General features: G+C 71.3%; 27 protein-coding genes. 20 read left to right on the top strand and 7 right to left on the bottom strand.

Annotated elements, in window-relative coordinates:
- Positions 1 to 205 precede the first annotated feature (205 nt).
- The 8 genes from lepB (at position 206) to ACZ5NH_RS22315 (ending at position 6,958) form a co-directional block, all read left to right on the top strand.
- Positions 206 to 991, top strand: coding sequence for a signal peptidase I (lepB, locus tag ACZ5NH_RS22350; protein WP_468777549.1), 786 nt, complete (start codon positions 206 to 208; stop codon positions 989 to 991).
- Positions 981 to 1,517: an NUDIX hydrolase gene (locus ACZ5NH_RS22345; protein ID WP_451553030.1), complete on the top strand. Its 537-nt coding sequence runs from the start codon at positions 981 to 983 to the stop codon at positions 1,515 to 1,517. The genes lepB and ACZ5NH_RS22345 overlap by 11 nt, the downstream gene beginning before the upstream one ends.
- A 56-nt stretch (positions 1,518 to 1,573) precedes the next feature.
- Entirely contained in the window at positions 1,574 to 1,882 is a 309-nt protein-coding gene (locus ACZ5NH_RS22340; RefSeq protein ID WP_003965949.1) for a DUF2469 domain-containing protein, read from the top strand.
- A gap of 112 nt (positions 1,883 to 1,994) precedes the next feature.
- Positions 1,995 to 2,357 (top strand): YraN family protein, encoded by a 363-nt coding sequence (locus ACZ5NH_RS22335; RefSeq protein ID WP_388628022.1) that lies wholly within the window; start codon positions 1,995 to 1,997, stop codon positions 2,355 to 2,357.
- Positions 2,358 to 3,983, top strand: coding sequence for a YifB family Mg chelatase-like AAA ATPase (locus tag ACZ5NH_RS22330; protein WP_468777546.1), 1,626 nt, complete (start codon positions 2,358 to 2,360; stop codon positions 3,981 to 3,983).
- Positions 3,980 to 5,140, top strand: coding sequence for a DNA-processing protein DprA (gene dprA / locus ACZ5NH_RS22325; protein WP_468777544.1), 1,161 nt, complete (start codon positions 3,980 to 3,982; stop codon positions 5,138 to 5,140). The genes ACZ5NH_RS22330 and dprA overlap by 4 nt, the downstream gene beginning before the upstream one ends.
- A 321-nt stretch (positions 5,141 to 5,461) precedes the next feature.
- Complete coding sequence (whiG, locus tag ACZ5NH_RS22320; protein WP_388628014.1) at positions 5,462 to 6,304, top strand: RNA polymerase sigma factor WhiG; 843 nt, start codon at positions 5,462 to 5,464, stop codon at positions 6,302 to 6,304.
- Positions 6,305 to 6,400: 96 nt separating this feature from the next.
- Entirely contained in the window at positions 6,401 to 6,958 is a 558-nt protein-coding gene (locus ACZ5NH_RS22315) for a TetR/AcrR family transcriptional regulator (protein WP_388628443.1), read from the top strand.
- 55 nt (positions 6,959 to 7,013) lie between these two features.
- Here the strand turns inward: ACZ5NH_RS22315 and ACZ5NH_RS22310 are convergent, their stop codons facing one another.
- On the bottom strand, positions 7,014 to 7,598 hold the full coding sequence (locus tag ACZ5NH_RS22310) for a murein hydrolase activator EnvC family protein (RefSeq protein ID WP_468777542.1): 585 nt from the start codon (positions 7,596 to 7,598) through the stop codon (positions 7,014 to 7,016).
- A gap of 272 nt (positions 7,599 to 7,870) precedes the next feature.
- On the opposite strand from ACZ5NH_RS22310, the gene rpsB reads away from it, so the two are divergent.
- From rpsB to ACZ5NH_RS22280, 6 genes are all read left to right on the top strand, one after another.
- Entirely contained in the window at positions 7,871 to 8,779 is a 909-nt protein-coding gene (gene rpsB, locus ACZ5NH_RS22305) for a 30S ribosomal protein S2 (protein WP_468777540.1), read from the top strand.
- A 175-nt stretch (positions 8,780 to 8,954) separates the two neighbouring features.
- Entirely contained in the window at positions 8,955 to 9,791 is an 837-nt protein-coding gene (gene tsf, locus ACZ5NH_RS22300) for a translation elongation factor Ts (RefSeq protein ID WP_388628005.1), read from the top strand.
- 203 nt (positions 9,792 to 9,994) lie between these two features.
- The gene (pyrH, locus tag ACZ5NH_RS22295) at positions 9,995 to 10,753 is read left to right on the top strand and encodes a UMP kinase (protein ID WP_228623032.1); all 759 of its coding nucleotides are present in this window, start codon (positions 9,995 to 9,997) and stop codon (positions 10,751 to 10,753) included.
- Between the two features lie 175 nt (positions 10,754 to 10,928).
- On the top strand, positions 10,929 to 11,486 hold the full coding sequence (gene frr / locus ACZ5NH_RS22290) for a ribosome recycling factor (RefSeq protein ID WP_014675285.1): 558 nt from the start codon (positions 10,929 to 10,931) through the stop codon (positions 11,484 to 11,486).
- A complete protein-coding gene (locus tag ACZ5NH_RS22285) occupies positions 11,486 to 12,664 on the top strand; it encodes a phosphatidate cytidylyltransferase (RefSeq protein WP_388628002.1) in 1,179 nt (392 codons plus the stop codon). The genes frr and ACZ5NH_RS22285 overlap by 1 nt, the downstream gene beginning before the upstream one ends.
- Positions 12,665 to 12,790: 126 nt before the next feature.
- Entirely contained in the window at positions 12,791 to 13,237 is a 447-nt protein-coding gene (locus tag ACZ5NH_RS22280; protein ID WP_388627999.1) for an SRPBCC family protein, read from the top strand.
- Positions 13,238 to 13,258: 21 nt separating this feature from the next.
- On the opposite strand, the gene ACZ5NH_RS22275 is transcribed toward ACZ5NH_RS22280, so the two are convergent.
- Positions 13,259 to 13,915 carry a YceI family protein gene (locus ACZ5NH_RS22275; RefSeq protein ID WP_468777539.1) on the bottom strand — a complete coding sequence of 219 codons (657 nt, stop codon included), beginning with the start codon at positions 13,913 to 13,915 and terminating at the stop codon, positions 13,259 to 13,261.
- A 253-nt stretch (positions 13,916 to 14,168) separates the two neighbouring features.
- On the opposite strand from ACZ5NH_RS22275, the gene ACZ5NH_RS22270 reads away from it, so the two are divergent.
- The 6 genes from ACZ5NH_RS22270 to ACZ5NH_RS22245 all read left to right on the top strand — a co-directional run bounded on the left by ACZ5NH_RS22270 (position 14,169) and on the right by ACZ5NH_RS22245 (position 20,417).
- The gene (locus ACZ5NH_RS22270; RefSeq protein WP_388627995.1) at positions 14,169 to 14,375 is read left to right on the top strand and encodes a hypothetical protein; all 207 of its coding nucleotides are present in this window, start codon (positions 14,169 to 14,171) and stop codon (positions 14,373 to 14,375) included.
- Positions 14,376 to 14,487: 112 nt separating this feature from the next.
- Positions 14,488 to 15,594 (top strand): dual-specificity RNA methyltransferase RlmN, encoded by a 1,107-nt coding sequence (gene rlmN / locus ACZ5NH_RS22265; protein ID WP_388627993.1) that lies wholly within the window; start codon positions 14,488 to 14,490, stop codon positions 15,592 to 15,594.
- A gap of 216 nt (positions 15,595 to 15,810) precedes the next feature.
- Positions 15,811 to 16,896, top strand: coding sequence for a thiamine ABC transporter substrate-binding protein (locus tag ACZ5NH_RS22260; RefSeq protein WP_468777538.1), 1,086 nt, complete (start codon positions 15,811 to 15,813; stop codon positions 16,894 to 16,896).
- A 47-nt stretch (positions 16,897 to 16,943) separates the two neighbouring features.
- A complete protein-coding gene (locus tag ACZ5NH_RS22255) occupies positions 16,944 to 18,545 on the top strand; it encodes an ABC transporter permease (RefSeq protein ID WP_468777537.1) in 1,602 nt (533 codons plus the stop codon).
- 29 nt (positions 18,546 to 18,574) lie between these two features.
- Positions 18,575 to 19,594, top strand: a complete 1,020-nt coding sequence (locus tag ACZ5NH_RS22250; protein ID WP_468777536.1) for an ABC transporter ATP-binding protein — start codon at positions 18,575 to 18,577, stop codon at positions 19,592 to 19,594.
- 25 nt (positions 19,595 to 19,619) lie between these two features.
- Positions 19,620 to 20,417 carry a maleylpyruvate isomerase family mycothiol-dependent enzyme gene (locus ACZ5NH_RS22245; RefSeq protein ID WP_388627982.1) on the top strand — a complete coding sequence of 266 codons (798 nt, stop codon included), beginning with the start codon at positions 19,620 to 19,622 and terminating at the stop codon, positions 20,415 to 20,417.
- A gap of 71 nt (positions 20,418 to 20,488) precedes the next feature.
- Here ACZ5NH_RS22245 and ACZ5NH_RS22240 read toward each other — a convergent pair whose 3' ends face one another.
- The 5 genes from ACZ5NH_RS22240 to ACZ5NH_RS22220 all read right to left on the bottom strand — a co-directional run bounded on the left by ACZ5NH_RS22240 (position 20,489) and on the right by ACZ5NH_RS22220 (position 25,171).
- Entirely contained in the window at positions 20,489 to 21,148 is a 660-nt protein-coding gene (locus tag ACZ5NH_RS22240) for an LAETG motif-containing sortase-dependent surface protein (RefSeq protein ID WP_468777535.1), read from the bottom strand.
- 194 nt (positions 21,149 to 21,342) lie between these two features.
- The gene (locus tag ACZ5NH_RS22235; RefSeq protein WP_468777533.1) at positions 21,343 to 22,467 is read right to left on the bottom strand and encodes an LOG family protein; all 1,125 of its coding nucleotides are present in this window, start codon (positions 22,465 to 22,467) and stop codon (positions 21,343 to 21,345) included.
- A 16-nt stretch (positions 22,468 to 22,483) separates the two neighbouring features.
- Positions 22,484 to 22,891, bottom strand: a complete 408-nt coding sequence (locus tag ACZ5NH_RS22230) for a VOC family protein (RefSeq protein WP_388627974.1) — start codon at positions 22,889 to 22,891, stop codon at positions 22,484 to 22,486.
- A gap of 100 nt (positions 22,892 to 22,991) precedes the next feature.
- A complete protein-coding gene (locus ACZ5NH_RS22225; RefSeq protein ID WP_468777531.1) occupies positions 22,992 to 24,443 on the bottom strand; it encodes a hypothetical protein in 1,452 nt (483 codons plus the stop codon).
- Positions 24,425 to 25,171 carry an ABC transporter ATP-binding protein gene (locus tag ACZ5NH_RS22220; RefSeq protein ID WP_468777529.1) on the bottom strand — a complete coding sequence of 249 codons (747 nt, stop codon included), beginning with the start codon at positions 25,169 to 25,171 and terminating at the stop codon, positions 24,425 to 24,427. The genes ACZ5NH_RS22225 and ACZ5NH_RS22220 overlap by 19 nt, the downstream gene beginning before the upstream one ends.
- Positions 25,172 to 25,257: the final 86 nt, after the last annotated feature.

Below are 25,257 nucleotides of genomic sequence, written 5' to 3'. Positions count from 1 at the left end.
CGCAGAGGTCCCGGCGGTCGGCTCGTGTACGCCGAGGACGGCAGCGGCGGCGTTCCCGAGCCGCTGAGCCCTTCGTACGGGCCGATCTGCCCCAGGCATCCGGAACCTGTGAGTCCGGCGCCTGCCGGGCCCTTGCCGCCGGTCCTGCGGCGGTCCTGGAACGGGGGCTGCCCCTGCCCGGTACTGCCGGGTAGGGTGCGGGTCCATGGGTGGCGAGAGCACGACGCGTACGGCCCCGCGCAGCGGCGGGACAGGCACGGCACAGCCCGGCGGCAGCCGGCTCGGACAGCGGCTGTCTTCGGTGGCCGTGGCACTGGGCCTGGTGCTGTTCCTCGGTGGATTCGCCTGGGCGGCGGTGACGTACCGGCCGTACACCGTGCCGACCAGCTCGATGACGCCCACGATCGACGCCGGCGACCGGGTGCTGGCGCAGAAGGTCGACGGCGGTCAGGTGAAGCGCGGTGACGTCGTCGTCTTCACGGACAAGAGCTGGGTCACAAGCGCCAAGGTGGTCAAGCGGGTGGTCGCGGTCGGCGGCGACACCGTCTCCTGCTGCACGAACGGCAAGCTGACCGTCAACGGCAAGCAGATCGACGAGCCCTATCTGCCCAAGGGCAGCCTGGCCGAGATCCAGAACTTCCCGACGGTGACGGTCCCCGAGGGCCGGCTGTTCCTCCTCGGTGACGAGCGCCAGGGCTCCCTGGACTCCACGGCCCACCTCACCGACGCGGCCAAGGGCACGGTCTCCCGCGACGCCGTGAACGCCCGCGTGGACGCGGTCGTCTGGCCCTGGAAGGGCTCGCTGAAGCGCCCCACCGGCTTCGAGGCCCTCGGTACCCTCTCGCAGCCGGGTCCTCTGTCCACGATCGAGCTGCTGATCGCCGCCGGCGCCGTCCTGGTGCTGGCCGGCGGCGCCTACGGCCCGATCGCGAGTCGCATGGGCCGCTCCCGCGCGCGTAGCGCCCGCCCGGAGGCGGCCGGTGTCCGCTGAGACCACGCGGACCGGCGAGGACTCGTACGGGGAGTCGTACGAGGGCGGGCTGCGCAAGGTGGCCCGGGTGGTCCTCCTCGACCCGGAGGACCGCATCCTGCTCCTGCACGGCCATGAGCCGGACGATCCGGCCGACGACTGGTGGTTCACCCCCGGCGGCGGTCTGGAGGGCGCCGAGACGCGCGAGGAGGCCGCGCTCAGGGAACTCGCCGAGGAGACCGGCATCACCGACGTCCAACTCGGCCCGGTGCTGTGGCGCCGCATGTGCTCCTTCCCGTTCGCGGGCCGCCGGTGGGACCAGGACGAGTGGTACTACCTGGCCCGTACGACGCAGACGGCCACCGCGGCGCAGGGGCTGACGGAGCTGGAGCGGCGCAGTGTCGCCGGGGCGCGTTGGTGGACGTGTCAGGAACTGACCCGGGCACATGAGACGGTGTATCCGACCAGACTCGCCGAGCTGCTGCGCAGGCTGCTCGACGAAGGTCCTCCGGCCAGTCCTGTGACCCTCGATGCGGAAATCGTCTGAGGGCCCGTCGGACTGGCGCACAATGGGGGGATCGCACGGCTGAAGGGGAACATGCCATGAGCGCCGAGGACCTCGAGAAGTACGAGACCGAGATGGAGCTGAAGCTCTACCGGGAGTACCGAGATGTCGTCGGTCTGTTCAAATACGTGATCGAGACCGAGCGTCGTTTCTACCTCACCAACGACTACGAGATGCAGGTGCACTCGGTGCAGGGAGAGGTGTTTTTCGAGGTGTCGATGGCTGATGCCTGGGTGTGGGACATGTACCGGCCGGCGCGCTTCGTGAAGCAAGTGCGGGTCCTCACGTTCAAGGATGTGAACATCGAGGAGCTGAACAAGAGCGACCTGGAGCTGCCGGGCGGGTGACGGCTGCCGGTTCCCTGTGGGGGACAGGGTTTTCCACAACCGCTGAGTTTTCCACCAAGATCAACATCTTGGGGCGGGATGCGTGACGGTTGGCGCCGGAGGTGGTGCCGACATGAACGCACGAGAAGCACTCGGCAAGTACGGCGAGGACTTGGCCGCCCGGCGGCTCGCCGCGACTGGAATGACGATCCTGGAGCGCAACTGGCGCTGCGGCCGTTCCGGCGAGATCGACATCATCGCGCGAGACGGTGACGCACTCGTCGTCTGCGAGGTGAAGACCCGCAGGGGCGGCGACTACGAACACCCCATGGCCGCGGTGACCCCCGAGAAGGCGGCCCGGCTGCGCGAGCTGGCCGAGCACTGGATCCACGCCCACGGAGGGGCACCGCCGGGCGGCGTCCGCATCGACCTGATCGGCGTCCTGCTGCCCCACCGCGGCGCCCCGTCCGTCGAGCACGCACGGGGGGTGGCCTGAATGGGGTTCGCCCGCACCTGCTCGGTGGCCCTGGTCGGCGTCGAGGGAGTGGTCGTCGAGGTCCAGGCCGACCTCGAACCGGGCGTCGCCGCCTTCACCCTGGTCGGCCTCCCGGACAAGAGCCTGACGGAGAGCAGGGACCGGGTCCGGGCGGCGGTGGTGAACTCGGGCGGCGAGTGGCCGCAGAAGAAGCTCACCGTCGGACTCAGCCCGGCCTCGGTACCCAAAGCCGGCTCCGGCTTCGACCTGGCCGTCGCCTGTGCGGTGCTCGGCGCCGCCGAGCGGATCGATCCGCGTGTCCTCGCGGACATCGTCATGATCGGGGAGCTGGGCCTGGACGGCCGGGTCCGACCGGTCCGCGGCACACTGCCGGCCGTGCTCGCGGCGGCCGACGCCGGCTACGAGCAAGTGGTCGTACCCGAGTGCGCGGCCGCCGAGGCCGCGCTGGTCCCCGGCGTCTCCGTGCTCGGCGTCCGCAGTCTGCGCCAGCTCATCGCGGTGCTCACCGACGAGCCCGTCCCCGAGGAGGAACCGGACGAGCAGGGCCGTCCCGACCCTCTCCTGGCCGGTCTGCGCGTGCCGGGCACGGGCGCGGCCACCGGCATGCACAGTGTCGGCACCGCACAGCACGAACACGATCACGACCTGGCGGACGTCGTGGGCCAGACCTCGGCCCGTACGGCCGTGGAGGTGGCCGCCGCCGGCGGGCACCACCTGTTCCTGGAGGGTCCGCCCGGCGCGGGCAAGACCATGCTCGCCGAGCGGCTGCCCGCCGTCCTTCCCCGGCTCACCAGGGAGGAATCGCTGGAGGTCACGGCGGTGCATTCGGTGGCCGGGCTGCTGCCGCCGGGCAAGCCGCTCATCGACGTGGCTCCCTACTGCGCCCCGCACCACTCGGCCACGATGCAGTCCCTCGTCGGCGGAGGCCCCGGCATCGCACGGCCCGGGGCGGTCTCCCTCGCCCATCGCGGCGTGCTGTTCCTGGACGAGGCGCCCGAGTTCCACAGCCAGACCCTCGACGCCCTGCGACAGCCGCTGGAGTCGGGCCATGTCGTGATCGCACGCAGCGCGGGCGTCGTCCGGTTCCCGGCCCGCTTCCTCATGGTGCTGGCGGCCAACCCCTGCCCCTGTGGACGCTTCTCGCAGCGCGACTCCCTGTGCGAGTGCCCGCCCTCGGCGATCCGCCGCTACCAGACCCGGCTCTCCGGTCCGCTGCTGGACCGGGTGGACCTGCGTGTCGAGGTCGATCCGGTCACCCGGGCCCAGCTCGTCGAACCGGGGGCCCGGGGCGAGTCCACGGCGACCGTGGCCGAGCGGGTACGGCGGGCCCGCGAGCGCACGGCGGCCCGCCTCGCCGGAACCCCCTGGCGCACCAACAGCGAGGTCCCCGGCCGCGAGCTGCGCAGCCGCTACCACCCCGTCGCCGGTGCGATGGACGAGGCCGAGCGCAACCTCGAGCGGGGCGTGCTCACCGCCCGCGGCATCGACCGGGTGCTGCGCGTCGCCTGGACGGTCGCCGACCTCGTCGGACACGACCGCCCGGACGCCACCGACGTCGCCCTGGCCCTGCAACTGCGCACCGGGGTGCCACGAGGGGTGCCGATGGCCATCGGGGCCCTGACATGACCACGGGCGAGGCCCTCGGAGACGAGTTGCTCGGGCGGGTCCTTCTCTGCCGGGTGATCGAGCCGGGGGACGAGGCCGGTGGGCGGTGGGTTCGGGAGTTCGGGGTGCGGGAGGTGGTGCGGCGGCTGCGGGACGGGGTGCCGGCCCTGCCGGGGGTGAGCGAGGTGCGGTGGGCCGGGCTGGTCGCGCGGGCCCGGCGGGCCGAGCCGGAGCGGGATCTCGCGGTGGCCGGGGAGGCCGGGGCGCGGTTCGTGGGGCCCGGGGACGCCGAGTGGCCCGGACAGCTCGATGATCTGGGGGATGCCCGGCCGATCGGGCTGTGGGTGCGCGGTCGGGCCAGTCTGCGGATGTGGGCGCTCCGGTCCGTCGCCGTGGTGGGTGCGCGGGCCTGCACCGAGTACGGCACCCATGTCGCCGCCACCCTCGCCGGCGGCCTCGCCGAGCGGGGCTGGGTCGTGGTCTCGGGCGGCGCGTACGGCATCGACGGCGCCGCCCACCGAGGCGCCCTCGCCGCCCGCGGAGCCACCGTCGCCGTCCTGGCCTGCGGCGTCGACCGGCCGTATCCGCGCGGCCACGCCGCCCTGATCAGCCGGATCGCGGAGCAGGGACTGGTCGTGGGCGAGCTGCCCCCGGGCGACCATCCGACGCCCACCCGGTTCATCCTCCGCAACCGTGTCATCGCCGCCCTCACCAGAGGCACCGTCGTCGTGGAGGCCGCCTGCCGCAGCGGCTCGCTGGCCACCGCGCGGGCCGCGGCGCGCCTCGGCCGCTTCACCATGGGCGTGCCCGGCCCCGTCACCAGCGCCCTCTCCGCCGGCGTGCACGAACTGCTGCGCGGAGAGGCCGCCCTGGTCACCGACGCCGCGGAGGTCGTCGAACTGGTGGGTGACATGGGTGAACTGGCGCCGGCCCGGCGCGGGCCCGTGCTGCCGCGCGACCTGCTGGAACCCGCCGCCCGCTCCGTCCTCGCCGCCCTGCCGGGCCATCGCGCGGCCACCGCGGAGGAGATCGCGCTCGGCACGCCGACCACCCGGGACGAGGCGATCGCGAGACTGTACGAACTCCGCGCACTTGGTTACGTCGAACGACACGGCGATGGCTGGAAGTTGACACGCCAGGCGGTGATGTCGGTCCGCACCGGTCGCGGTCCGTGCTGACCGAGCGTGTTCGGCCGTCCGGGGGAACCTCCGACGCCCTTGAGGTTTCCCGGAGTTGACGCCCCGGCCGGTCACGCAGAGCGAACCGCGGAACCAGCGCGCGACACCGCCGAGAGCGCCCCGCGCACGGGTGGAGCCGCACTGTTCGCACACCGCGACACCTCAGTCACGCTACGCTCACGAAGGCGCCGACACAGATCGCGCCAACTCGACACCAGACCGACAGCTCACCCAGGCAGCCCACATCGCCCCCCGAACCCCAGCTCCTCTCACTTCGCAGCACTTCACAGCACTTCACGGCAGAACGGCACAAGGCGACGAATGCCCCAGCACACCTCCGGGTCCGACCGGGCGGCGATCCCCCCAGCCGCCCGCGACGGTGGCAGCGTGCGGCCGCCCGCTCCCTCGACGCTCGACGAGCTGTGGCGGTCGTACAAGGCGACGGGGGACGACCGGCTGCGGGAGCAGCTGATCCTGCACTACTCGCCGCTCGTGAAATACGTCGCGGGCCGGGTGAGTGTCGGTCTGCCGCCCAACGTCGAGCAGGCCGACTTCGTCTCCTCGGGCGTCTTCGGGCTGATCGACGCGATCGAGAAGTTCGACATCGACCGGGAGATCAAGTTCGAGACGTACGCGATCACCCGGATCCGGGGCGCCATGATCGACGAGCTGCGGGCGCTGGACTGGATCCCGCGGTCGGTGCGGCAGAAGGCGCGGAACGTGGAGCGGGCCTACGCCACCCTGGAGGCGCGGCTGCGGCGCACCCCGACCGAGGGCGAGGTGGCCGGCGAGCTGGGCATGGAGGTCGACGAACTGCACGCCGTGTTCAGCCAGTTGTCCCTGGCCAACGTGGTCGCGCTGGAGGAGCTGCTGCACGTCGGCAGCGAGGGCGGGGACCGGCTCAGCCTCATGGACACGCTGGAGGACACCGCCGCGGACAATCCCGTGGAGGTGGCCGAGGACCGGGAGTTGCGCCGTTTCCTGGCCCGGGCGATCAACACACTGCCCGAGCGGGAGAAGACCGTGGTGACGCTGTACTACTACGAGGGGCTCACGCTCGCCGAGATCGGCAACGTGCTCGGGGTCACCGAGAGCCGGGTCAGCCAGATCCACACCAAGTCCGTGCTGCAGCTGCGGGCCAAGCTGGCGAGCTTCGGGCGCTGAGGCCGGCGGCACGTCGGTGGCGTCGCGGCGAGTGGCTCCCGTTCGGCTGGGGGCGTCCGTAAAGTGGTTGACGTGCCAAGGATTCGAGCGGCCTCCGTGGCCGAGCACCGGTCGATGCAGCGAGCCGCCCTGCTGGACGCGGCTCGGTCGTTGCTGTCCGAGGGCGGGACGGAAGCGCTGACGTTTCCCGCGCTGGCCGAGCGGACCGGGCTGGCGCGGTCGTCCGTGTACGAGTACTTCCGGTCTCGGGCCGCCGTGGTCGAGGAGCTGTGCGAGGTCGACTTTCCGCTGTGGGCGGCGGAGGTGGCGGCCGCGATGGAGCGGGCCGAGTCCGCCGAGGGCAAGGTCGAGGCGTATGTACGGCAGCAGCTGGCGCTGGTGGGGGACCGGCGGCACCGGGCGGTCGTCGCCATCTCCGCGAGTGAGCTGGACGCCGGGGCGCGGGAGAGGATCCGGGCGGCGCACGGCGGGCTCGTCGCGATGATCGCCGAGGCGCTCGGGGAGATGGGGCATGAGCAGCCTCGGCTGGCGGCGATGTTGCTGCAGGGGGTTGTGGACGCGGCCGTGCGGCGGATCGAGCTGGGGGCGGCGGAGGATCCCGCGGTGGTGACGGACGCCGCGGTGGCCATGGTGTTGCGGGGTGTGAAGGGCTGACGCCGGCTGCCGCCGGGCGGGGGCGGAGTCGCTCGCCCGCGCTCGCGGGGTGCCCCTACGACGGCAGCGGCACCCCCAGCACCGGCAGCAGCCTCGGTGGCCCCCTGTGCAGGAGCCACGGCGGTAGCAGGGACAGAGGGTCCAGGTAGGTCCTCCCTCGGCGCAGGCCCCAGTGGACGCACCAAGCGGCGCAGTGGGAAGCCGTCGCCTCCACCGTGCCCACCGTCTCACCCGCCCTCACCTCGTCCCCCTTCCGCACCAACGCGCTCACCGGCTCGTACGTCGTACGAAGATCCGTGCCCGTCAGCTCCACGGAGACCACCCCCTTCCCCGCCACGCGCCCCGCGAAGGACACCCGGCCCGGTGCGACCGCTCGTACGGGAGAACCGGCCGGCGCCGCCAGGTCCACGCCCCGGTGACCGGGGCCGTACACCGTCGCCGGTGGCTCCCAGCCCCGTAACACCAAGGGCCGGACGCCCACCGGCCAGGTCCGCGCGATGGCCGGGACCGGGGCCTGAGGGGGCGGTGCGGGGGCCGGAGGCGGGGTGTCCGCCCAGGACCGGCAGGGCGCCAGGGCGGCCAGCGCCAGGCAGAGGAGCAGAACCGTCGGCAGCAGGACATATCGCATCGCTTCTCGCATGCGACAACCGTCCCGCACCCCGCCGATCACGGCCGGAGTCTGTGGACAACCCACCGGTTGTGGACAGCGGCGTCACCCGGTGCCCCGGCGGTCCCGTACACTTCTTCTGGCGATCCGGGTCACCGGGTCGACTTCGCACGCCCCGACACCAGGCCGTCAAGCGGTCGGTGTCAGCGCCTCTCGGTCCTTCGCGGCAAGGCGCGTCGCGGGCGTTAGGCGCGGGAGCCGTCCGGCATCCGCGGCACAACCGAGAAACTCAAGGAGATACGGCCATGGCCGTCGTCACGATGCGGGAGCTGCTGGAGAGCGGCGTCCACTTCGGTCACCAGACCCGTCGCTGGAACCCGAAGATGAAGCGCTTCATCTTCACCGAGCGCAACGGCATCTACATCATCGACCTGCTCCAGTCGCTGTCGTACATCGACCGCGCCTACGAGTTCGTCAAGGAGACCGTCGCCCACGGCGGCACGGTCATGTTCGTCGGCACCAAGAAGCAGGCGCAGGAGGCCATCGCCGAGCAGGCCACCCGCGTCGGCATGCCCTACGTCAACCAGCGCTGGCTGGGCGGCATGCTCACCAACTTCTCGACCGTCTACAAGCGTCTGCAGCGCCTCAAGGAGCTCGAGCAGATCGACTTCGAGGACGTCGCCGCGTCCGGTCTGACCAAGAAGGAGCTTCTCGTGCTCTCGCGCGAGAAGGCCAAGCTGGAGAAGACCCTCGGTGGTATCCGCGAGATGCAGAAGGTGCCGAGCGCCGTCTGGATCGTGGACACCAAGAAGGAGCACATCGCCGTCGGTGAGGCCCGGAAGCTGAACATTCCGGTCGTCGCGATCCTCGACACCAACTGTGACCCCGACGAGGTCGACTACAAGATCCCGGGCAACGACGACGCGATCCGCTCCGTCACCCTGCTCACCCGTGTGATCGCCGACGCCGTCGCCGAGGGCCTCATCGCCCGCTCCGGCGTCGCCACCGGCGAGAAGGGCGAGAAGGCCGCGGGCGAGCCGCTCGCCGAGTGGGAGCGCGACCTGCTCGAGGGTGAGAAGAAGGCCGACGAGGCCGAGAAGCCGGCCGAGGCCCCCGCTGCCGAGGCCCCCGCCGCCGAGGCCCCCGCTGCCGAGGCCCCCGCTGCCGAGGCTCCGGCTGCCGAGGCTCCGGCCGCCGAGGGCGAGCAGGCCTGACGCACGCGTTGACAGCGGGGGCGGTACTGCCACCGACAGCGCCTTCGGCGCGGTGAAGTCCACCCCCGCTGTTCACCCGTAGGTCCGCACGACGTACGCAACCCGCGTCTACATGTGGGACGCACACCGTGCGGATCTCCAGATCTCCCAGACTTCGAGAAAGACTCACAGACTCATGGCGAACTACACCGCCGCCGACGTCAAGAAGCTCCGTGAGCTCACCGGCGCCGGCATGATGGACTGCAAGAAGGCGCTGGACGAGGCCGAGGGCAACGTCGACAAGGCCGTCGAGGCGCTGCGCATCAAGGGCCAGAAGGGCGTCGCCAAGCGCGAGGGCCGCTCCGCCGAGAACGGCGCCGTGGTCTCCATCATCGCCGACGACAACTCCTCCGGCGTCCTGGTCGAGCTGAAGTGCGAGACCGACTTCGTCGCCAAGGGCGAGAAGTTCCAGGCCGTCGCCAAGAAGATCGCCGAGCACGTCGCCGCGACCTCCCCGGCCGACCTCGAGGCCCTGCTCGCCTCCGAGATCGAGCCCGGCAAGACCGTCCAGGCGTTCGTGGACGAGGCCAACGCCAACCTCGGCGAGAAGATCGTCCTGGACCGCTTCGCGCAGTTCGCCGACGGCTTCGTGCTCGCTTACATGCACCGCACCATGCCCGACCTGCCCCCGCAGATCGGTGTCCTGGTCGAGCTCGACAAGCCGAACGTCGAGGTCGCCAAGGGCGTCGCCCAGCACATCGCCGCCTTCGCGCCGAAGTACCTGGCCAAGGAGGACGTGCCGGCCGACGTCGTCGAGTCCGAGCGGCGCATCGCCGAGGAGACCACCCGCGCCGAGGGCAAGCCCGAGGCCGCGATCGCCAAGATCGTCGAGGGTCGTCTCAACGGCTTCTTCAAGGACGCCACGCTGCTCGGCCAGCCGTACGCGCTCGACAACAAGAAGTCGGTCCAGAAGGTGCTGGACGAGGCCGGTGTCACCCTGAAGCGCTTCTCGCGCATCAAGGTCGGCATCTGAGCCCGTTCCGCGATCGACGCGCGACCCGCGGGAAATTCTCGGTAGGGTCGACAGCAGTCGTCCGCGCACACCGCCACACCCCGGGGTGGGGCGGACGGCAGCAGATCTGACGAGGAGGCCATTGCCGCGTATGGGAGCGAAAAGCGACCCCACCGGCAATGGTCTTCTTCGTATGTGCAACACGTGAAAGAGGCGGGATCTCCATGACCACCAAGGCCCAGAAGAGCGACGACGGCAAAGTACGCGGCCGGTTTCTGCTGAAGCTGTCCGGAGAGGCCTTCTCCGGCGGCGGGGGCCTGGGCGTGGACCCGGACGTGGTGCACAAGATCGCCCGCGAGATCGCGGCCGTCGTGCGCGACGGGGCCCAGGTCGCGGTCGTCATCGGCGGCGGCAACTTCTTCCGCGGCGCCGAACTCCAGCAGCGCGGCATGGACCGCGCCCGCTCCGACTACATGGGCATGCTCGGCACCGTGATGAACTGCCTCGCCCTCCAGGACTTCCTGGAGAAGGAGGGCATCGACAGCCGGGTGCAGACCGCCATCACCATGGGACAGGTCGCCGAGCCGTACATCCCGCTGCGCGCCGTGCGGCACCTGGAGAAGGGCCGCGTGGTCATCTTCGGCGCCGGTATGGGCATGCCGTACTTCTCCACCGACACCACCGCCGCCCAGCGCGCCCTGGAGATCGACGCCGAGGCGCTGCTCATGGGCAAGAACGGCGTGGACGGGGTCTACGACTCCGACCCCAAGACCAACCCCGACGCCGTCAAGTTCGACGCCCTCGGCTACGGCGAGGTCATCACCCGCGACCTCAAGGTCGCCGACGCCACCGCCATCACGCTCTGCCGCGACAACAAGCTCCCGATCCTCGTCTTCGAACTCCTCGCGGAGGGCAATATCGCCCGTGCCGTCAAGGGTGAGAAGATCGGCACGCTGGTGGGTGACCAGGGCAGCCGGGACTGACCCGGCAGCAACCCGGCCGGTGGCGCGCGGCCCCGTAAGGGGGCCGGACCCTGGCCGGGGGATGGACAATGTCCTGCCGGTCGGGAACCGTGCAGGAAGAAGACGCGACGCAGCCGGCCGCCGCCCGCCAAAGGAACCGCAGCCGGGCCTTACTCAAGACACGCAGGAGCAAGTGGTGATCGAAGAGACCCTCCTCGAGGCCGAGGAGAAGATGGAGAAGGCCGTCGTGGTCGCCAAGGAGGACTTCGCCGCGATCCGCACCGGCCGTGCGCACCCGGCGATGTTCAACAAGATCGTTGCCGACTACTACGGTGCCCCGACGCCGATCAACCAGCTGGCCTCGTTCTCCGTGCCGGAGCCGCGCATGGCGGTCGTGACCCCGTTCGACAAGAGCGCGCTGCGCAACATCGAGCAGGCGATCCGCGACTCCGACCTGGGCGTCAACCCCAGCAATGACGGCAACATCATCCGGGTGGTGTTCCCCGAGCTGACCGAGGAGCGCCGCCGCGAGTACATCAAGGTCGCCAAGGGCAAGGGTGAGGACGCGAAGGTCTCCATCCGGTCCGTGCGCCGCAAGGCCAAGGACGCCATCGACAAGCTGATCAAGGACGGCGAGGTCGGCGAGGACGAGGGCCGCCGCGCGGAGAAGGAGCTGGACGACACCACGGCGAAGTACGTCGCCCAGGTCGACGAGCTCCTGAAGCACAAGGAAGCGGAGCTGCTCGAAGTCTGATGAGCGACTCTTCCTGGGGGGCGCCGCCATCGGCGGGCCAGGCCGGGTACTGGGGGCCCACCGAGGGCGGGCCCGCCCAGCCTGTCCCGGGGGCCGTCCCGGCGGGTCCCGCGTACGATGCGCCTGAGCCGCAGCAGACTCGCCCCATGCCCATCGTGCCCGAGGACCCCGCGTACGGCGCACACGCGTACGGCGGAGACCAGGGCGGCGACCGGGGGGCCGCTCGCCGGAGCGGCCCCCTGTTCCAGGAATTCCACGACGAGTTCCGTCCCGAGCCCCCGCAGGCCCGCACCCTCCCGGCCGAGAACCAGAATCCGGAGCCCATGCCCGACGCCCACCAGCCGGCCCCAGCGCCGCAGAAGAAGAGCGCGGGCCGTGACCTGAGCGCGGCCATAGGCGTCGGGATCGGGCTCGGTGTGGTGATCGTCGCCTCCCTCTTCATCAAGAAGGCCGTGTTCGTCGGGGTCGTCGCGGTCGCGGTCGTCGTCGGCCTGTGGGAGCTGACCAGCAGGCTGCGGGAGCGCAAGGACATCAAGGCGCCGCTGGTGCCGCTCGCGGTGGGCGGAGCGGCGATGGTGGTGGCGGGGTACGTCCGCGGCGCCGAGGGCGCCTGGGTCGCCATGGCGCTGACCGCCCTGGCCGTCCTGGTCTGGCGCATGACGGAGTCGCCGGAGGGCTATCTCAAGGACGTCACGGCGGGCGTCTTCGCGGCGTTCTATGTGCCGTTCCTGGCCACGTTCGTGGCGATGATGCTGACCGCGTCCGACGGCCCCTGGCGGGTCCTCACCTTCCTCCTCCTGACGGTCGTCAGCGACACCGGCGCCTACGCGGTCGGCTGGCGGTTCGGCAAGCACAAGCTGGCCCCGCGCATCAGCCCCGGCAAGACCCGCGAGGGCCTGGCGGGCGCGGTGCTGTTCGCGATGGTCGCGGGCGCGCTGTGCATGCAGTTCCTGATCGACGACGGCACCTGGTGGCAGGGCCTGCTGCTGGGCCTCGCGGTCGCGGCCAGCGCCACGCTGGGCGACCTCGGCGAATCCATGATCAAGCGCGACCTGGGCATCAAGGACATGGGCACCTTGCTCCCCGGCCACGGCGGCATCATGGACCGCCTCGACTCCCTGCTCCCGACGGCCCCGGTGGTCTGGCTCCTGCTGGTGCTCTTCGTCGGCTCCGCGTGAGGATGTGTCGTACGGCTTCCGGGCCCCGTCCTGTGCGCAGGGCGGGGCCCGTCGGCATTGGTCGTACGGCTCCTGAAGTGGGACGATCTGGAGGGTAGAGCCCTCTGTCCGGGAAAGGAGGGCCTCATGTCCGCCTTCCATGAAGAGATCGATGTCGACCGGAGTCCGGGCGATGTCTGGGCGTACCTCAGCGACCCGTCCCACCTGCCGGAGTGGCAGAAGAGCGCGGTGTCGGTCGAGCAGCTCGACGACAGCCCCTTCGGACTCGGGTCCCGGATCCGGATCACCCGCCATGTCGGCCGCCGCGACGTCCCGACGACCATGCGGGTCACCGAGTTCGAACCGCCGCGCTCCTGGAGCATGCAGGGCACTGAGGGCCCGGTCCGGGGCCGGGTGCACGGCGAGGTCGTCCCGCTCCCCGACGGCCGTACCCGCGTGACCATGGACCTGGACTTCGAGGGCCACGGCCTCGGCAGGGTGCTGATCCCTCTCGTCGTACGCCCCCAGGTCCGCCGGGAACTCCCGGAGAACGAGCGGCTGCTCAAGGAGCGGCTGGAGCACGCCGCGATCTAGCCGGCCAGCCGGGGGGAGTGCTCACCTGGCCCGGATCGCGGCGATGTCGAACTGGAGGCGGACCTTCTCGCTCACCATGGTCCCGCCCTGGGCCAGCCGGGCCTCGTAGGTCAGTCCCCAGTCGGAGCGGTTGATGGTGGTGGTGCCGTCGAAGCCGACCCGCTCGTCACCGAACGCGTCGATGACATGACCGATGTAGGTGAGTTCCAGGTCGACGGGGCGGGTGGTGTCCTTGATCGTGAGATCGCCGGTCATGCGGTAGACGTCCTCGCCCGCGAGCTGTACGGACGTGCTCGTGAAGGTCATCCGCGGGTGCGCCCCGGCGTCCAGGAACTGCCGGCCCACCACATGCGCGTCGCGCTGCTCGACACCCGTGTCGACGCTGGCCGTGTACAGCACGATGTCGGCCCGGGAGCGGGTCGGCTCGCGGCCGTCGAAGTACAGACGGCTCTCGTACTCGGTGAACGCGCCCCGCACCGTCGTCACCATCGCGTGCCGCACGGAGAACCCGATCCTGCTGTGGGCGGGATCGATCAGCCATTCGCCGGTGAGGGCCGCCAGCCCGGGATCGGGAAGAACGGCGGTACCGGTGGCACCGGCCGCCGGGCCGGCGGTCGCCACGGGCGTGGCGGACTGCTGCGCGCGCCGGTGGAAGGAGTTGCGGCCGAAAAGGTTCATGGCTCGTGGTTACGGCAGCGCAGTGGGCCGGACAAGGCCCGATCAGGAAACCCGACCGTTCCCCGGCAGAACTTCACAGGTCGTAGTAACGGCGACCGTCCCGTGCCGACCGCAATCCCCTTTTAGTCCGAGTGTTCCGATTTGGGTATTGACGTCATGTCTGCGGCATATGACGATAGGCGGAATCACGAGCGCCGAACCGTCGCCCTGTGAACCGCGCGGCGCTCCCGTCTCGGCCCGAAGGAGGGCGGCAATGAAGACGTTCCGGAGGCATCTGCCGGGCAAGAAATCGGCGGTGGCGGCAATGATCCTGGGGGCGACCCTCCTCGTCGCCCCGACCGCGACCGCCGCCACCGCGAGCCCGAAACCCCAGAGCCCCAGCCTCGACCGCTGCATCCACAGCGCTGGTCCGGCCGGGCGCTTCTATTACCCGGGCTTCGCCAACGTCCCCTGCCTCTGAGTGGCGCATCGGACCAGGAGGGCTCAGCCACGCTCGGCTGAGCCCTCCTCCTGTAGTCGTAGCAGGCGACACCCGCAGGTCACCCGATTGGATCTGCGACACTGGTACAGCCATGCCTAAGCCCGGAGAACTCACTTTCGTCGCCCCGCGCGGAGCCCAGAAGCCGCCGCGGCATCTTGCCGATCTCACGCCCGCCGAGCGCAAGGACGCGGTGGCCGAGATCGGGGAGAAGCCGTTCCGCGCCAAGCAGCTCTCGCAGCACTACTTCGCGCGGTACGCGCACGACCCGGAGCAGTGGACCGACATCCCCGCCGGATCGCGTGCCAAGCTCCAGGAAGCGCTGTTCCCCGAGCTGATGACCGTCGTCCGGCATCTGTCGACCGACGAGGGGACCACCCGCAAGACGCTCTGGCGGCTGTTCGACGGGACCCTCGTCGAGTCCGTGCTGATGCGGTACCCGGACCGGGTCACCATGTGCATCAGCTCGCAGGCGGGGTGTGGGATGAACTGCCCGTTCTGTGCGACCGGGCAGGCGGGGCTCGACCGGAATCTGTCCACCGCGGAGATCGTCCACCAGATCGTGGACGGGATGCGGGCGCTGAGGGACGGCGAGGTGCCGGGTGGACCTGCTCGGCTCTCCAACATCGTCTTCATGGGCATGGGGGAGCCGCTCGCCAACTACAAGCGCGTGGTCGGTGCCATCAGGGCGCTCACCGATCCCGCCCCCGACGGGCTGGGGCTCTCCCAGCGCGGGATCACCGTGTCCACTGTCGGGCTCGTGCCGGCCATCCACCGGTTCGCCGACGAGGGCTTCAAGTGCCGGCTCGCGATCTCCCTGCACGCCCCCGACGACGAGCTGCGCGACACCCTCGTCCCGGTGAACACGCGCTGGAAGGTGCGCGAGGTGCTGGACGCCGGGTTCGAGTACGTCGAGAAGAGCGGGCGCCGGCTGTCGATCGAGTACGCGCTCATCCGCGACATCAATGACCAGGCCTGGCGAGGGGACCGGCTGGGCCGGCTGCTCAAGGGCAAGCCCGTGCACGTCAACCTCATTCCGCTGAACCCGACTCCGGGCTCGAAGTGGACCGCCTCGCGGCCCGAGGACGAGAAGGCGTTCGTGGAGGCCATCGCCGCCCATGGTGTGCCCGTCACCATCCGGGACACCCGGGGCCAGGAGATCGACGGGGCCTGTGGTCAGCTGGCGGCCACCGAGCGGTAATCTGGCCACCGTCCATCACATTTTCATATTCCGACAGGGGAGCGCCACAGCGCTGAGAGTGCGGCGGACAGGGCCGCAGACCCTCTGAACCTCGCCCAGGTCATTCTGGGTAGGAAGTTCGGTCATCACTCGAGCTGTTGCGCCCTGCCCGGGTCCTTTCCACAAAGGCCCGGGCGGGGCCGCGTCTCTTCCTGGCCAACCCCAGGAGGACATCCAGTGCACAACAAGACCTTCGTGGCCGTGGCGGTCGGGCTCGGCCTGATCACGCTGTCCGCGTGCGGATCGACGCACGCGTCGGCACACGCCAAGTCGTCCACAGGCGCCAAGACCGTGACCCTCGTCAGCCATGACTCGTGGGCAGTGTCCAAGAACGTGCTCCAGGACTTCGAGAAGAAGACCGGGTACAAGGTCCAGGTCCTCAAGGACGGCGACGCCGGGCAGGCCGTCAACAAGGCGATCCTGACCAAGGACAACCCGCAGGGCGACGTCTTCTTCGGCGTCGACAACACCCTGCTGTCCCGCGCCCTCGACAACGGCCTCTTCCAGCCGTACACCGCCAAGGGCCTCGACAAGACCGGCGCCGCCTACCAGCTCGACAAGGACAAGCACCGGGTCACGCCGATCGACTACGGCGACATCTGCGTCAACTACGACAAGGCCTACTTCAGCAAGCACAAGCTGACCCCGCCGCAGTCCTTCGCCGACCTCGCCAAGCCCGAGTACAAGAACCTGCTGGTCACCGAGAACGCCGCCACCTCCTCGCCCGGCCTCGGCTTCCTGCTCGGCAGCGCCGCCCAGTTCGGCGACAACAGCTGGCAGGACTACTGGAAGAAGCTCAAGGACAACGGCGTCAAGGTCGTCGACGGCTGGGAGCAGGCCTACTACCAGGAGTTCTCCGGTTCGTCGGAGGGCAGGAAGGCCGGCGGTGACCGGCCGCTCGTCGTGTCGTACGCGTCCTCGCCGCCCGCCGAGGTCATCTACGCCAAGAAGCGGCCCAGCACCGCCCCGACCGGGGTGTCGTACGGGACCTGCTTCCGGCAGATCGAGTTCGCCGGGCTGCTCAGCAACGCCCAGAACCCCAAGGGTGCCAAGGCGTTCATCGACTTCCTGGTCTCCAAGGAGTTCCAGGAGGACATGCCGCTGAACATGTTCGTCTACCCGGTGGTCGACGGTGCGAAGGTGCCCGCCGAGTTCACCGAGTACGGCAAGGCCGCCGAGCACCCCGAGACCATGGCCCCCGGCAAGATCGCCGCCAACCGTGACCAGTGGGTCAGGTCGTGGACCTCGCTCGTACTGAAGTAGCCCCTCGCAGGAGGGACTGGCGCGGGAGCGCGGCGCGGCTCGGGCTGATGGCCCTGCCCGTCGCGTTCTTCGCGCTGTTCTTCGCCTGGCCCGTGGCCGCGATCGTCGCGCGCGGGCTGAAGGCCGACGGCGTCTGGCAGTTCGGGCGGCTCGCGGACGTGGTCACGCGGCCGGACATCCGGCACGTGCTGTGGTTCACCACCTGGCAGGCGCTCGCGTCCACCGCGCTCACCCTGCTGCTCGCGCTGCCCGCCGCCCATGTCTTCGCCCGGCTCGACTTCCCGGGCAAGCAGGTGCTGCGGGCCGTCGTCACGGTCCCGTTCGTGCTGCCGACCGTCGTCGTCGGCAGCGCGTTCCTCGCTCTCGTCGGGCACGGCGGCCTGCTGGACGACCTGTGGGGCGTACGGCTGGACACCACGGTGTGGGCGATCCTGCTGGCCCACGTCTTCTTCAACTACGCGGTCGTCGTACGGACCGTCGGCGGGCTGTGGTCCCAGCTCGACCCCCGGCAGGAGGAGGCCGCCCGCATGCTCGGCGCGTCTCCGCTCGGCGCCTGGCGGAAGGTCACCCTCCCGGCGCTCGCGCCCGCCGTGGCCGCCGCCGCGCTGATGGTGTTCCTGTTCACCTTCACCTCCTTCGGCGTCGTCCAGATCCTCGGCGGCCCCACCTTCTCCACCCTCGAAGTGGAGATCTACCGGCAGACCTCCGAGGTCTTTGATCTTTCCACGGCCGCTGTCCTCACCCTCGTCCAGTTCGTCGCGGTCGGCGCGATCCTCGCCGTGCACGCCTGGACGGTACGGCGCCGGGAGACCGCCCTGCGGCTGGTCGACCCGAGGGCGACCGCCCGCCGCCCGCGCGGCGCCGGGCAGTGGGCCCTGCTCGCCGGCGTCCTCGTCACCATCGCGCTGCTGCTCGTCCTGCCCCTCGCCGTCCTGGTCCGCCGCTCCCTGGACGCGCCGGACCTCGGCTACTACCGGGCGCTGACGAACTCCGACGGCGGTACGTTCCTGGTGGCGCCCGTGCACGCGGTGTGGACCTCGCTGCAGTACGCCGTCGCCGCCACTGCCATCGCCGTGGTCATCGGAGGTCTCGCCGCCGCCGCGCTGGCCCGCCGGGATGCCGGACGACTGGTCCGGGGCTTCGACGCGCTGCTGATGCTGCCGCTCGGCGTCTCCGCCGTGACCGTCGGCTTCGGCTTCCTGATCGCCCTGGACAAGCCGCCGCTGGACCTCAGGCAGTCCTGGATCCTCGTCCCGCTCGCGCAGGCGCTGGTCGGCGCTCCCTTCGTGGTACGGACCATGCTGCCCGTGCTGCGCGCGGTGGACGTACGGCTCCGGGAGGCCGCCGCCGTGCTCGGGGCCTCGCCCTGGCGGGTGTGGCGGGAGGTGGACCTGCCGCTGGTGCGGCGGGCGCTGCTGGTCGCGGCCGGGTTCGCGTTCGCCGTCTCGCTCGGCGAGTTCGGGGCGACCGTGTTCATCGCCCGGCCCGACAACCCCACGCTTCCGGTCGCCGTGGCCCGGTTGCTCAGCCGCCCCGGAGACCTCAACTACGGCCAGGCCATGGCCCTTTCGACCATTCTGATGGTGGTGTGCGCCGCCGCGCTGCTGCTCCTGGAGCGGCTGCGCACCGACCGGACGGGGGAGTTCTAGACGATGCCGGCCGGACTGAGGAGTTCTGGATGCTGCTGAGCCTCGATGCCGCGACCGTGCGCTTCGGCGGGCGGGCCGTGCTCGACGCGGTCGCTCTCGACGTCGCCGAGCACGAGGTGGTGTGTGTGCTCGGGCCGAGCGGCAGTGGGAAGTCGACCCTGCTGCGGGCGGTCGCCGGGCTCCAGTCGCTGTCCGGCGGGCGGGTGCTGCTCGACGGCCGCGACCAGTCGGGTGTGCCCGCGCACCGGCGGGGCGTGGGCCTGATGTTCCAGGACCACCAGCTCTTCCCGCAGCGGGACGTCGGCGCGAACGTGGCGTTCGGGCTGCGCATGCACGGCGTAGCCAAGGGCGAACGGGCCGCCGAGGTGGGGCAGTTGCTGGACCTGGTCGGGCTGCCCGGGGCCGCCCGGCGGGCCGTGGCCTCCCTGTCCGGCGGCGAGCAGCAGCGCGTGGCCCTCGCCCGCGCGCTCGCGCCCCGGCCCCGGCTGCTCATGCTGGACGAACCGCTCGGCCAGCTCGACCGCTCGCTCCGGGAACGCCTGGTGGTCGAACTGCGGGAGCTGTTCGGCCGGTTGGGTACGACCGTGCTCGCCGTGACCCACGACCAGGGCGAGGCGTTCGCGCTGGCCGACCGGGTGGTGGTGATGCGGGACGGGCGGATCGCGCAGTCCGGCACCCCGCTGGAGGTGTGGCAGCGGCCCGCCGACGCGTTCGTGGCCCGCTTCCTCGGCTTCGACAACGTGGCCGAGGCGACCGTCGCGGGGACGGCCGCCGACAGCCCCTGGGGCAAGCTGCCGGTCCCCGACGGCTCCCCGCAGGGCGCGCGCACCCTGCTCGTCCGGCCCGCCGGGGTACGGCTCGTGGCGGCCGACGCCGGACTGTCGTGCACGGTGACCGCGCGCACCTTCAAGGGCACCCATGTGGCCGTCCACCTCCAGCCCGCGGACGGGCCGCGCCTGGAGGCGGCCTGCGCGCTGCGGGAGGCCCCGGAGGTCGGCGCGTCGGTCGGTGTGGAGTTCGACGCGACCGAAACGGTCGTCCTCGGCTGATCGTCGGGCCCCTAGGGTGAGGGGCATGACATTGCTCGCACACGATCGCTACTGCGATGAAATCGCACTCCAGGTCGGCCAGTTCAGGGCGCTGGTGACCTCGGGTGCGGATCTGGCGGCCACCGTGCCGACCTGCCCCGAGTGGACGCTGGAACGGCTCGTACGGCACATGGGCGGCGCACTGCGCTGGGTGGCCACACTCGTCCGGACCCGGGCCCAGGAGATGGTCCCGCACGAGCAGGTGCCGCTCGGCGGGGGACCGGAGGCCGAGGGGGACGCGGCAGCCCTCGACGCATGGCTCGCGGAGGCCGGCGAGCTGGTCGTCGGGGCGCTGCGCGAGGCCGGTCCCGACGCCAAGGTGTGGTCCTGGACGGGCATGTCCACGAGCGCGTTCTGGGCCCGCCGGATGACCCATGAGATCACCGTTCACCGCGCGGACGCCGCGCTCACCGTCGGGGCGCCCTACGAGGTGGCGCCCGAGGTCGCCGCCGACGCGCTGGACGAGTGGTTGCAGCTCGTGGAGTGGGTGCAGCGCGCCGGGGTGCGGGAGTGGGCCACGGAGCTGCGCGGCCCGGGTCGCAGCATCCACCTGCACGCCACCGACACCGGCCCGGAGCTGAACGCCGAGTGGCTCATCGAGCTGGGCGAGGACGGCATCGGCTGGCGGCGCGGCCACGAGAAGGCCACGGTCGCCCTGCGCGGCCCGCTCACCTCCGTGCTGCTCGCCTTCTACAACCGGCTGCCGCTGGACGCCCCCGGCCTTGAGGTCCTCGGCGAGCGTGAGCTCATGGAGTTCTGGCGGAAGCAGGCCACCTTCGGCTGACACACGACCGCGGCCCGTCCCCTGGGGATAGGGGGACGGGCCGCGGCGCCAATACCTGATGCGGAAGGGCGTCAGCCGTTGCCGCGGGCGCCACGACGGCGCATGCCGAACCAGACCGCGCCACCGCCGACGACGACCAGCGCGCCCGCGATGCCGGCGATCAGGCCGGTGTTGGAGTTGGCACCGGTCTCGGCGAGGTTCGAGTCACCGGCCGCCGGGGACGGTGCGTTGCCGGACGTGTCCGCCGGAGCGGAGCTGGATCCGGAGGCCGACGGGGTCGGGGTCGCCGACTCGGCCGGGGCGGACGTCGACGGCGACGGCTTCGGCGTCGAGGAGGCCGGCGGGGCCGGGGTGGAACTCTCGGTCTTGCAGGCGGTGGACGGGGTCACCAAGTTCTCCTTGATGTCCGCGTCGAGGATGTTGGCCGCCTTGATGTGGATGCGGTAGGTCGCGTTCGGCTTCCAGTCCTCGGAGAAGGTGACCGGAGTGCCCTCGGCCGAGCCCTTGACCTCCTGCTTGCCCACCTGGGTCTCGATGCCACCGTTGCTCTCGAGGAACACGGTGACCTGGGCCGGAGTGCCGTAGCCGTCGGTGTCGGTGACGACGATGACGCCCTTTTGGCCGTCGCACTTGGCTTCGGCCTTGAAGTCCTGGATGTTGCACGCGAACGCCGAGCCGGACAGACCCAGCACGACCGCGGCGGAAGCGGAGACAACACCCAGAGCGCGCACGGAACGACGTACGCCACGGTGAGTTATGGACAACGTTTGTCCTTTACAGAGTGCAACTGCGGGGGGTTCAGGAGGCGTTGAGGCACCGGATGAGGTGAGTGCCCCACCACCCCCAAGAGGCTCACAGGTCTATAAGCGCTCCATAAGCAGTGTCAACGCATATGCCGTCAACGGCCGTTGGCTTTGCCTGCTTATTACACACCGAGACGTTTGATCGCGCCCGGAGCCTGCTCGATCCGGTCAACGAGGGTGATACGGGACTCCATCGACCGGTCCCGGGCGAGTGCCCGCAGAAGTTGCCAGGCCGGCAACTCCCGTGTCCAGTGCGCCTCGTCGACGAGCACCATCGGCGTCGGCTCGCCCCGCGACTCGTAGTAGTTCGGCGTCGCGTTGTCGAAGATCTCCTGTACGGTCCCGGCGGCGCCCGGCAGGAAGACCACCCCGGCGTTCGAGCGGGCCAGCAGGCCGTCCTCGCGGGTGGCGTTGGCGAAGTACTTGGCTATGTGCGCGGCGAAGGCGTTGGGCGGCTCGTGGCCGTAGAACCAGGTGGGGATGCCCACCGACGTGCCGCCGCCGGGCCAGCGCTCGCGGACCTCGAAGGCGGCGCGCGCCCAGTCGGTGACGGAGGGCCGGAACGAGGGCGCCTTGGCGAGGAGCCGGAGCGCGTCGTCCAGCATCTCGTCCGCGAAGGGTGCTGCGTACGCGCCGAGGTTCGCCGCCTCCATCGCGCCGGGACCGCCGCCGGTGGCGACCGTGAACCCGGCACGGGTCAGTTCCCGGCCGAGCCGGGCGGCGCCGGCGTACGCGGCCGTACCGCGCTCCATGGCGTGGCCGCCCATGACGCCCACCACCCGGGCGCCGACCAGGAGTTCGTCGAGGGCGTCGGAGACGGCGTCGTCGTGGACCGAGCGGAGCATCGAGGCGAAGATGTCGCCGTCGGCCCTGGTCCGCTGGAACCAGGCGTAGGCCTGGGCGTCCGGAGTCGCCTCGTAGCCCTCGTCGAGCGAGTCGAAGAGTTCGCCGGGCGCGTAGACGAAACCGCGGTACGGGTCGAACGGCAGCCCCGGGACCGGCGGGAACACCAGGGCCCCGGAGGCGCGGACCCCGGTCGCCGCCTCGGCGTCCATGGGACAGCCGAGGAAGACGGCGCCGGTCGTGTCGGTGCTGAGCAGGACGTCCGTACGGTTCGTCAGATCGACGGCCTGGACTCGGTATCGGGCGAGTGTGCCGTGCTCGGCGACGACCTCGTCGAACTCGGCGAGGGACTCGATCTCACGGTCGCGGGCGGCACGGTTCGGCTGGGCGGGTGTCGGATGCACCCGCCCATGCTAGGTGTCAGCCCTGGACCGCCGCCGGGTCCATCCAGATGACCTCCCAGGTGTGGCCGTCGAGGTCGTCGAAGGCGCGGCCGTACATGAAGCCGAGGTCCTGGGTCTGGCCGCTCGGGGTGGCGCCCGACGCGAGGGCCTTGTCCACCAGTTCGTCCACCTTCTCGCGGCTCTCGGCGCTCAGCGCGACCAGCACCTCACTGGTCTTCGAGGCGTCGGCGATCTCCTTCTCGGTGAAGGTCGCGTAGAACGGCTTGGTGAGCAGCATCGCGACGATGGTGTCGCTGATCACCACGGAGGCGGCCTTCTCGTCGCTGAACTGCGGGTTGATCGTGTAGCCGAGGTCCGTGAAGAACTTCTTCGAGGCGTCGAGGTCGTTCACGGGCAGGTTCACGAAGATCATCTGCTGGTACATGAGGTGTCTCTCCCGGGGCGGTTCGCTCGTGCAGGGTCAGTGTGTTCGGTGGGTAGACCGGGGGCCCCGGGAGAACTCATCGGTCGCCGCGGATCTTTTTTCACCGGTCCACGGGGAGAGCGGCCAGGGCGGCGACGGCCAGGGTCAGCGGGCCGAACAGCGCCAGCAGGGCCGCCGCGCGCAGGGTCGCGGCCGCGCGCAGCATCGCGGCCGGGGCACCGAGCCGGAGCAGCGCGGCGGTCGTGTCGGCCCGGCACTGGCGCGTCTCCACGGCCGCGGTGAGGAGGGTGGCGACCGTGCAGCCGGTGACGAGGAGCGCGCCGAGGGTGGTCAGCGGGCCGAACGCCGGCGCCGGGCCGGAGTGCAGCGTGGCCATGGCGTAGCCGGCGGACGCGACCGCGCAGACGACGCCGAGGGGGCGGCCGATGCGGGTGGCCTCCGTCATGAGGACCCGTCCGGCCAGGAGGCGGACGGCGCCGGGGCGGGTGCACTGCAGGAGCCGGCCGCACAGGTGGGTCAGGCCGGGGCCGGCCAGCACCAGGCCGGCCGCGGTGAGGAGCCGGCCGAGGAGCAGGGCGGCGTGCGCGTGGTCGGCGTAGGCCTGGACCGCGAGCCCGGTGGCGAGGAGGGCGACGCCCCAGGGGAGGCCGACGGGGGCCTCTTTGGGGGGTTGGGTGGCGCTGTCGGCCCAGCCCCCGTCCTGGGTGGGAGGCTCGGGGTCGGGTTCGCCGCCCGGCGCTGTGTGGCTGTCGCCCGCGTCCGCCTGTGCCGTCCCGGAGGCACGACGGCCCGCGGGGTGCGGATGGGATTGCGCGTCGTCGTCGCGTGCGCCCGCCGCCTGACGACCGGGCCGCTCGTCGTCGTGGGTGCCTCCGGCCTGTTCGTCGTCGGCCGTCGCCCCGTGCTTGTCCCGAGGACCATCGGTCCCCGGTCGCCCGCGCGCCCCGAATCTCCCGTACGCCCCGAAGGTCTCCCGGGCCATCGAGTAGCCGTACGCCCCGAAGCGGCCGTATCCGGACAGGAGCGGGGTGGCGGGGCGGGGGTCTTTCGGGCGGAGGGTCAGGGCCACCGTGGTCGAGGCGAGGGCCGGGACCAGGCCCAGCAGGGTCAGGGCCGCCGGGACCGGGAGGTGTTTGCCCGCGGCCAGGAAGTCCCCCGCCGCGCCGCCGAAGGGCGCGGCGGTGAGGTCGCCGCGCAGATGGAGGAAGGCCACCGCGGCCAGCAGCGAGCCCAGGGTGCAGGACAGCGCCGTGGTCAGCGCGGAGACCGCCATCAGACGCGCCGGACCGAGGCCCACGGCGGACAGCCCCGTGCGCGGCCGGGTGCCGGGGTCGGTGCGGGCGACGGCCAGCGCGAAGTACACGGTCGCGGCGAGCGGCACCGCGCACCAGGCGAGCCGCAGCGCGGCGGCGTCCGCGTGCTCCGGGTGGTTCACGGCGTAGCCGAGGCAGGCGAGCAGGAGGAAGCCGGTGCCGCCGGCCGCCGCGGCCACCAGCAGGCGGCGCAGCTGGACGGCGGGCCCGGCCGCCCCCGTCAGACGGAGAGGGACCACGCGGCGCGGCCTTCCGTCTCGGGGGCCTCGGGCAGGTGCACGGTGCTGACACGCCGGCCGTCCAGCAGGGCCACGGTGCGGTCGGCGAGGGCGGCGGTGTCGGAGTCGTGTGTGGCGAGGACCACGGTGATGCCGTGCGAGCGGGCGGCCGAGGTGAGCGTGCGCAGCACATGGGTGCGGTCGGCGCGGTGCAGCGGAGCCGTGGGCTCGTCGGCGAAGAGGATCGTGGGGGCCGTGGCCAGCGCCCGGGCGATGGCCACGCGCTGGCGCTCGGCCTGCCGGAGTTCGCGCGGGCGGTTGCGGGCCCGGTCGCCGACGTCGAGCCGTTCCAGCCATTCCAGCGCGGCGACCTTGGCCCTACGGCGGCCGGCGCCGCGCAGCATCAGGGGGAGCGCGGCGTTCTCCCAGGCGTTCAGCTCGGGGACCAGCACCGGCGCCGGGTCGATCCAGCCGAAGTGGTTCCGGCGCAGCCGTTCCCGGCGCATCGGGCCCAGGGTGTGCAGGGGTGTGCTGTTGAACCACACCTCGCCGCCGCCCACCGGCACCAGGCCGGACAGACAGCGCAGCAGGGTCGTCTTGCCGCTGCCGCGCGGGCCGGTGACGGCGAGGATCTCGCCCACGCGCACGCCGAGCGAGATCCCGGCGAGTCCCGGGGAGCCGTCGGGGTGCCTGAAGTGCAGGGAGCGTGCCCAGAGCACGTCGTTGTCCGGCGGGGCCTCGGCCTCCATGGGCGTACACCTCGTTCTGATCCGTTTTCCCGTGCCTCATCCCTCGTGTGGGGGAACGAAGGCTGGGCCGATCGGTCACTGGCACG

The sequence above is a fragment of the Streptomyces sp. NPDC031426 genome (assembly GCF_055581585.1).
The sequence above is the reverse complement of the archived record's forward strand: the minus strand, read 5'-3'. Positions and strand labels throughout refer to the sequence as shown.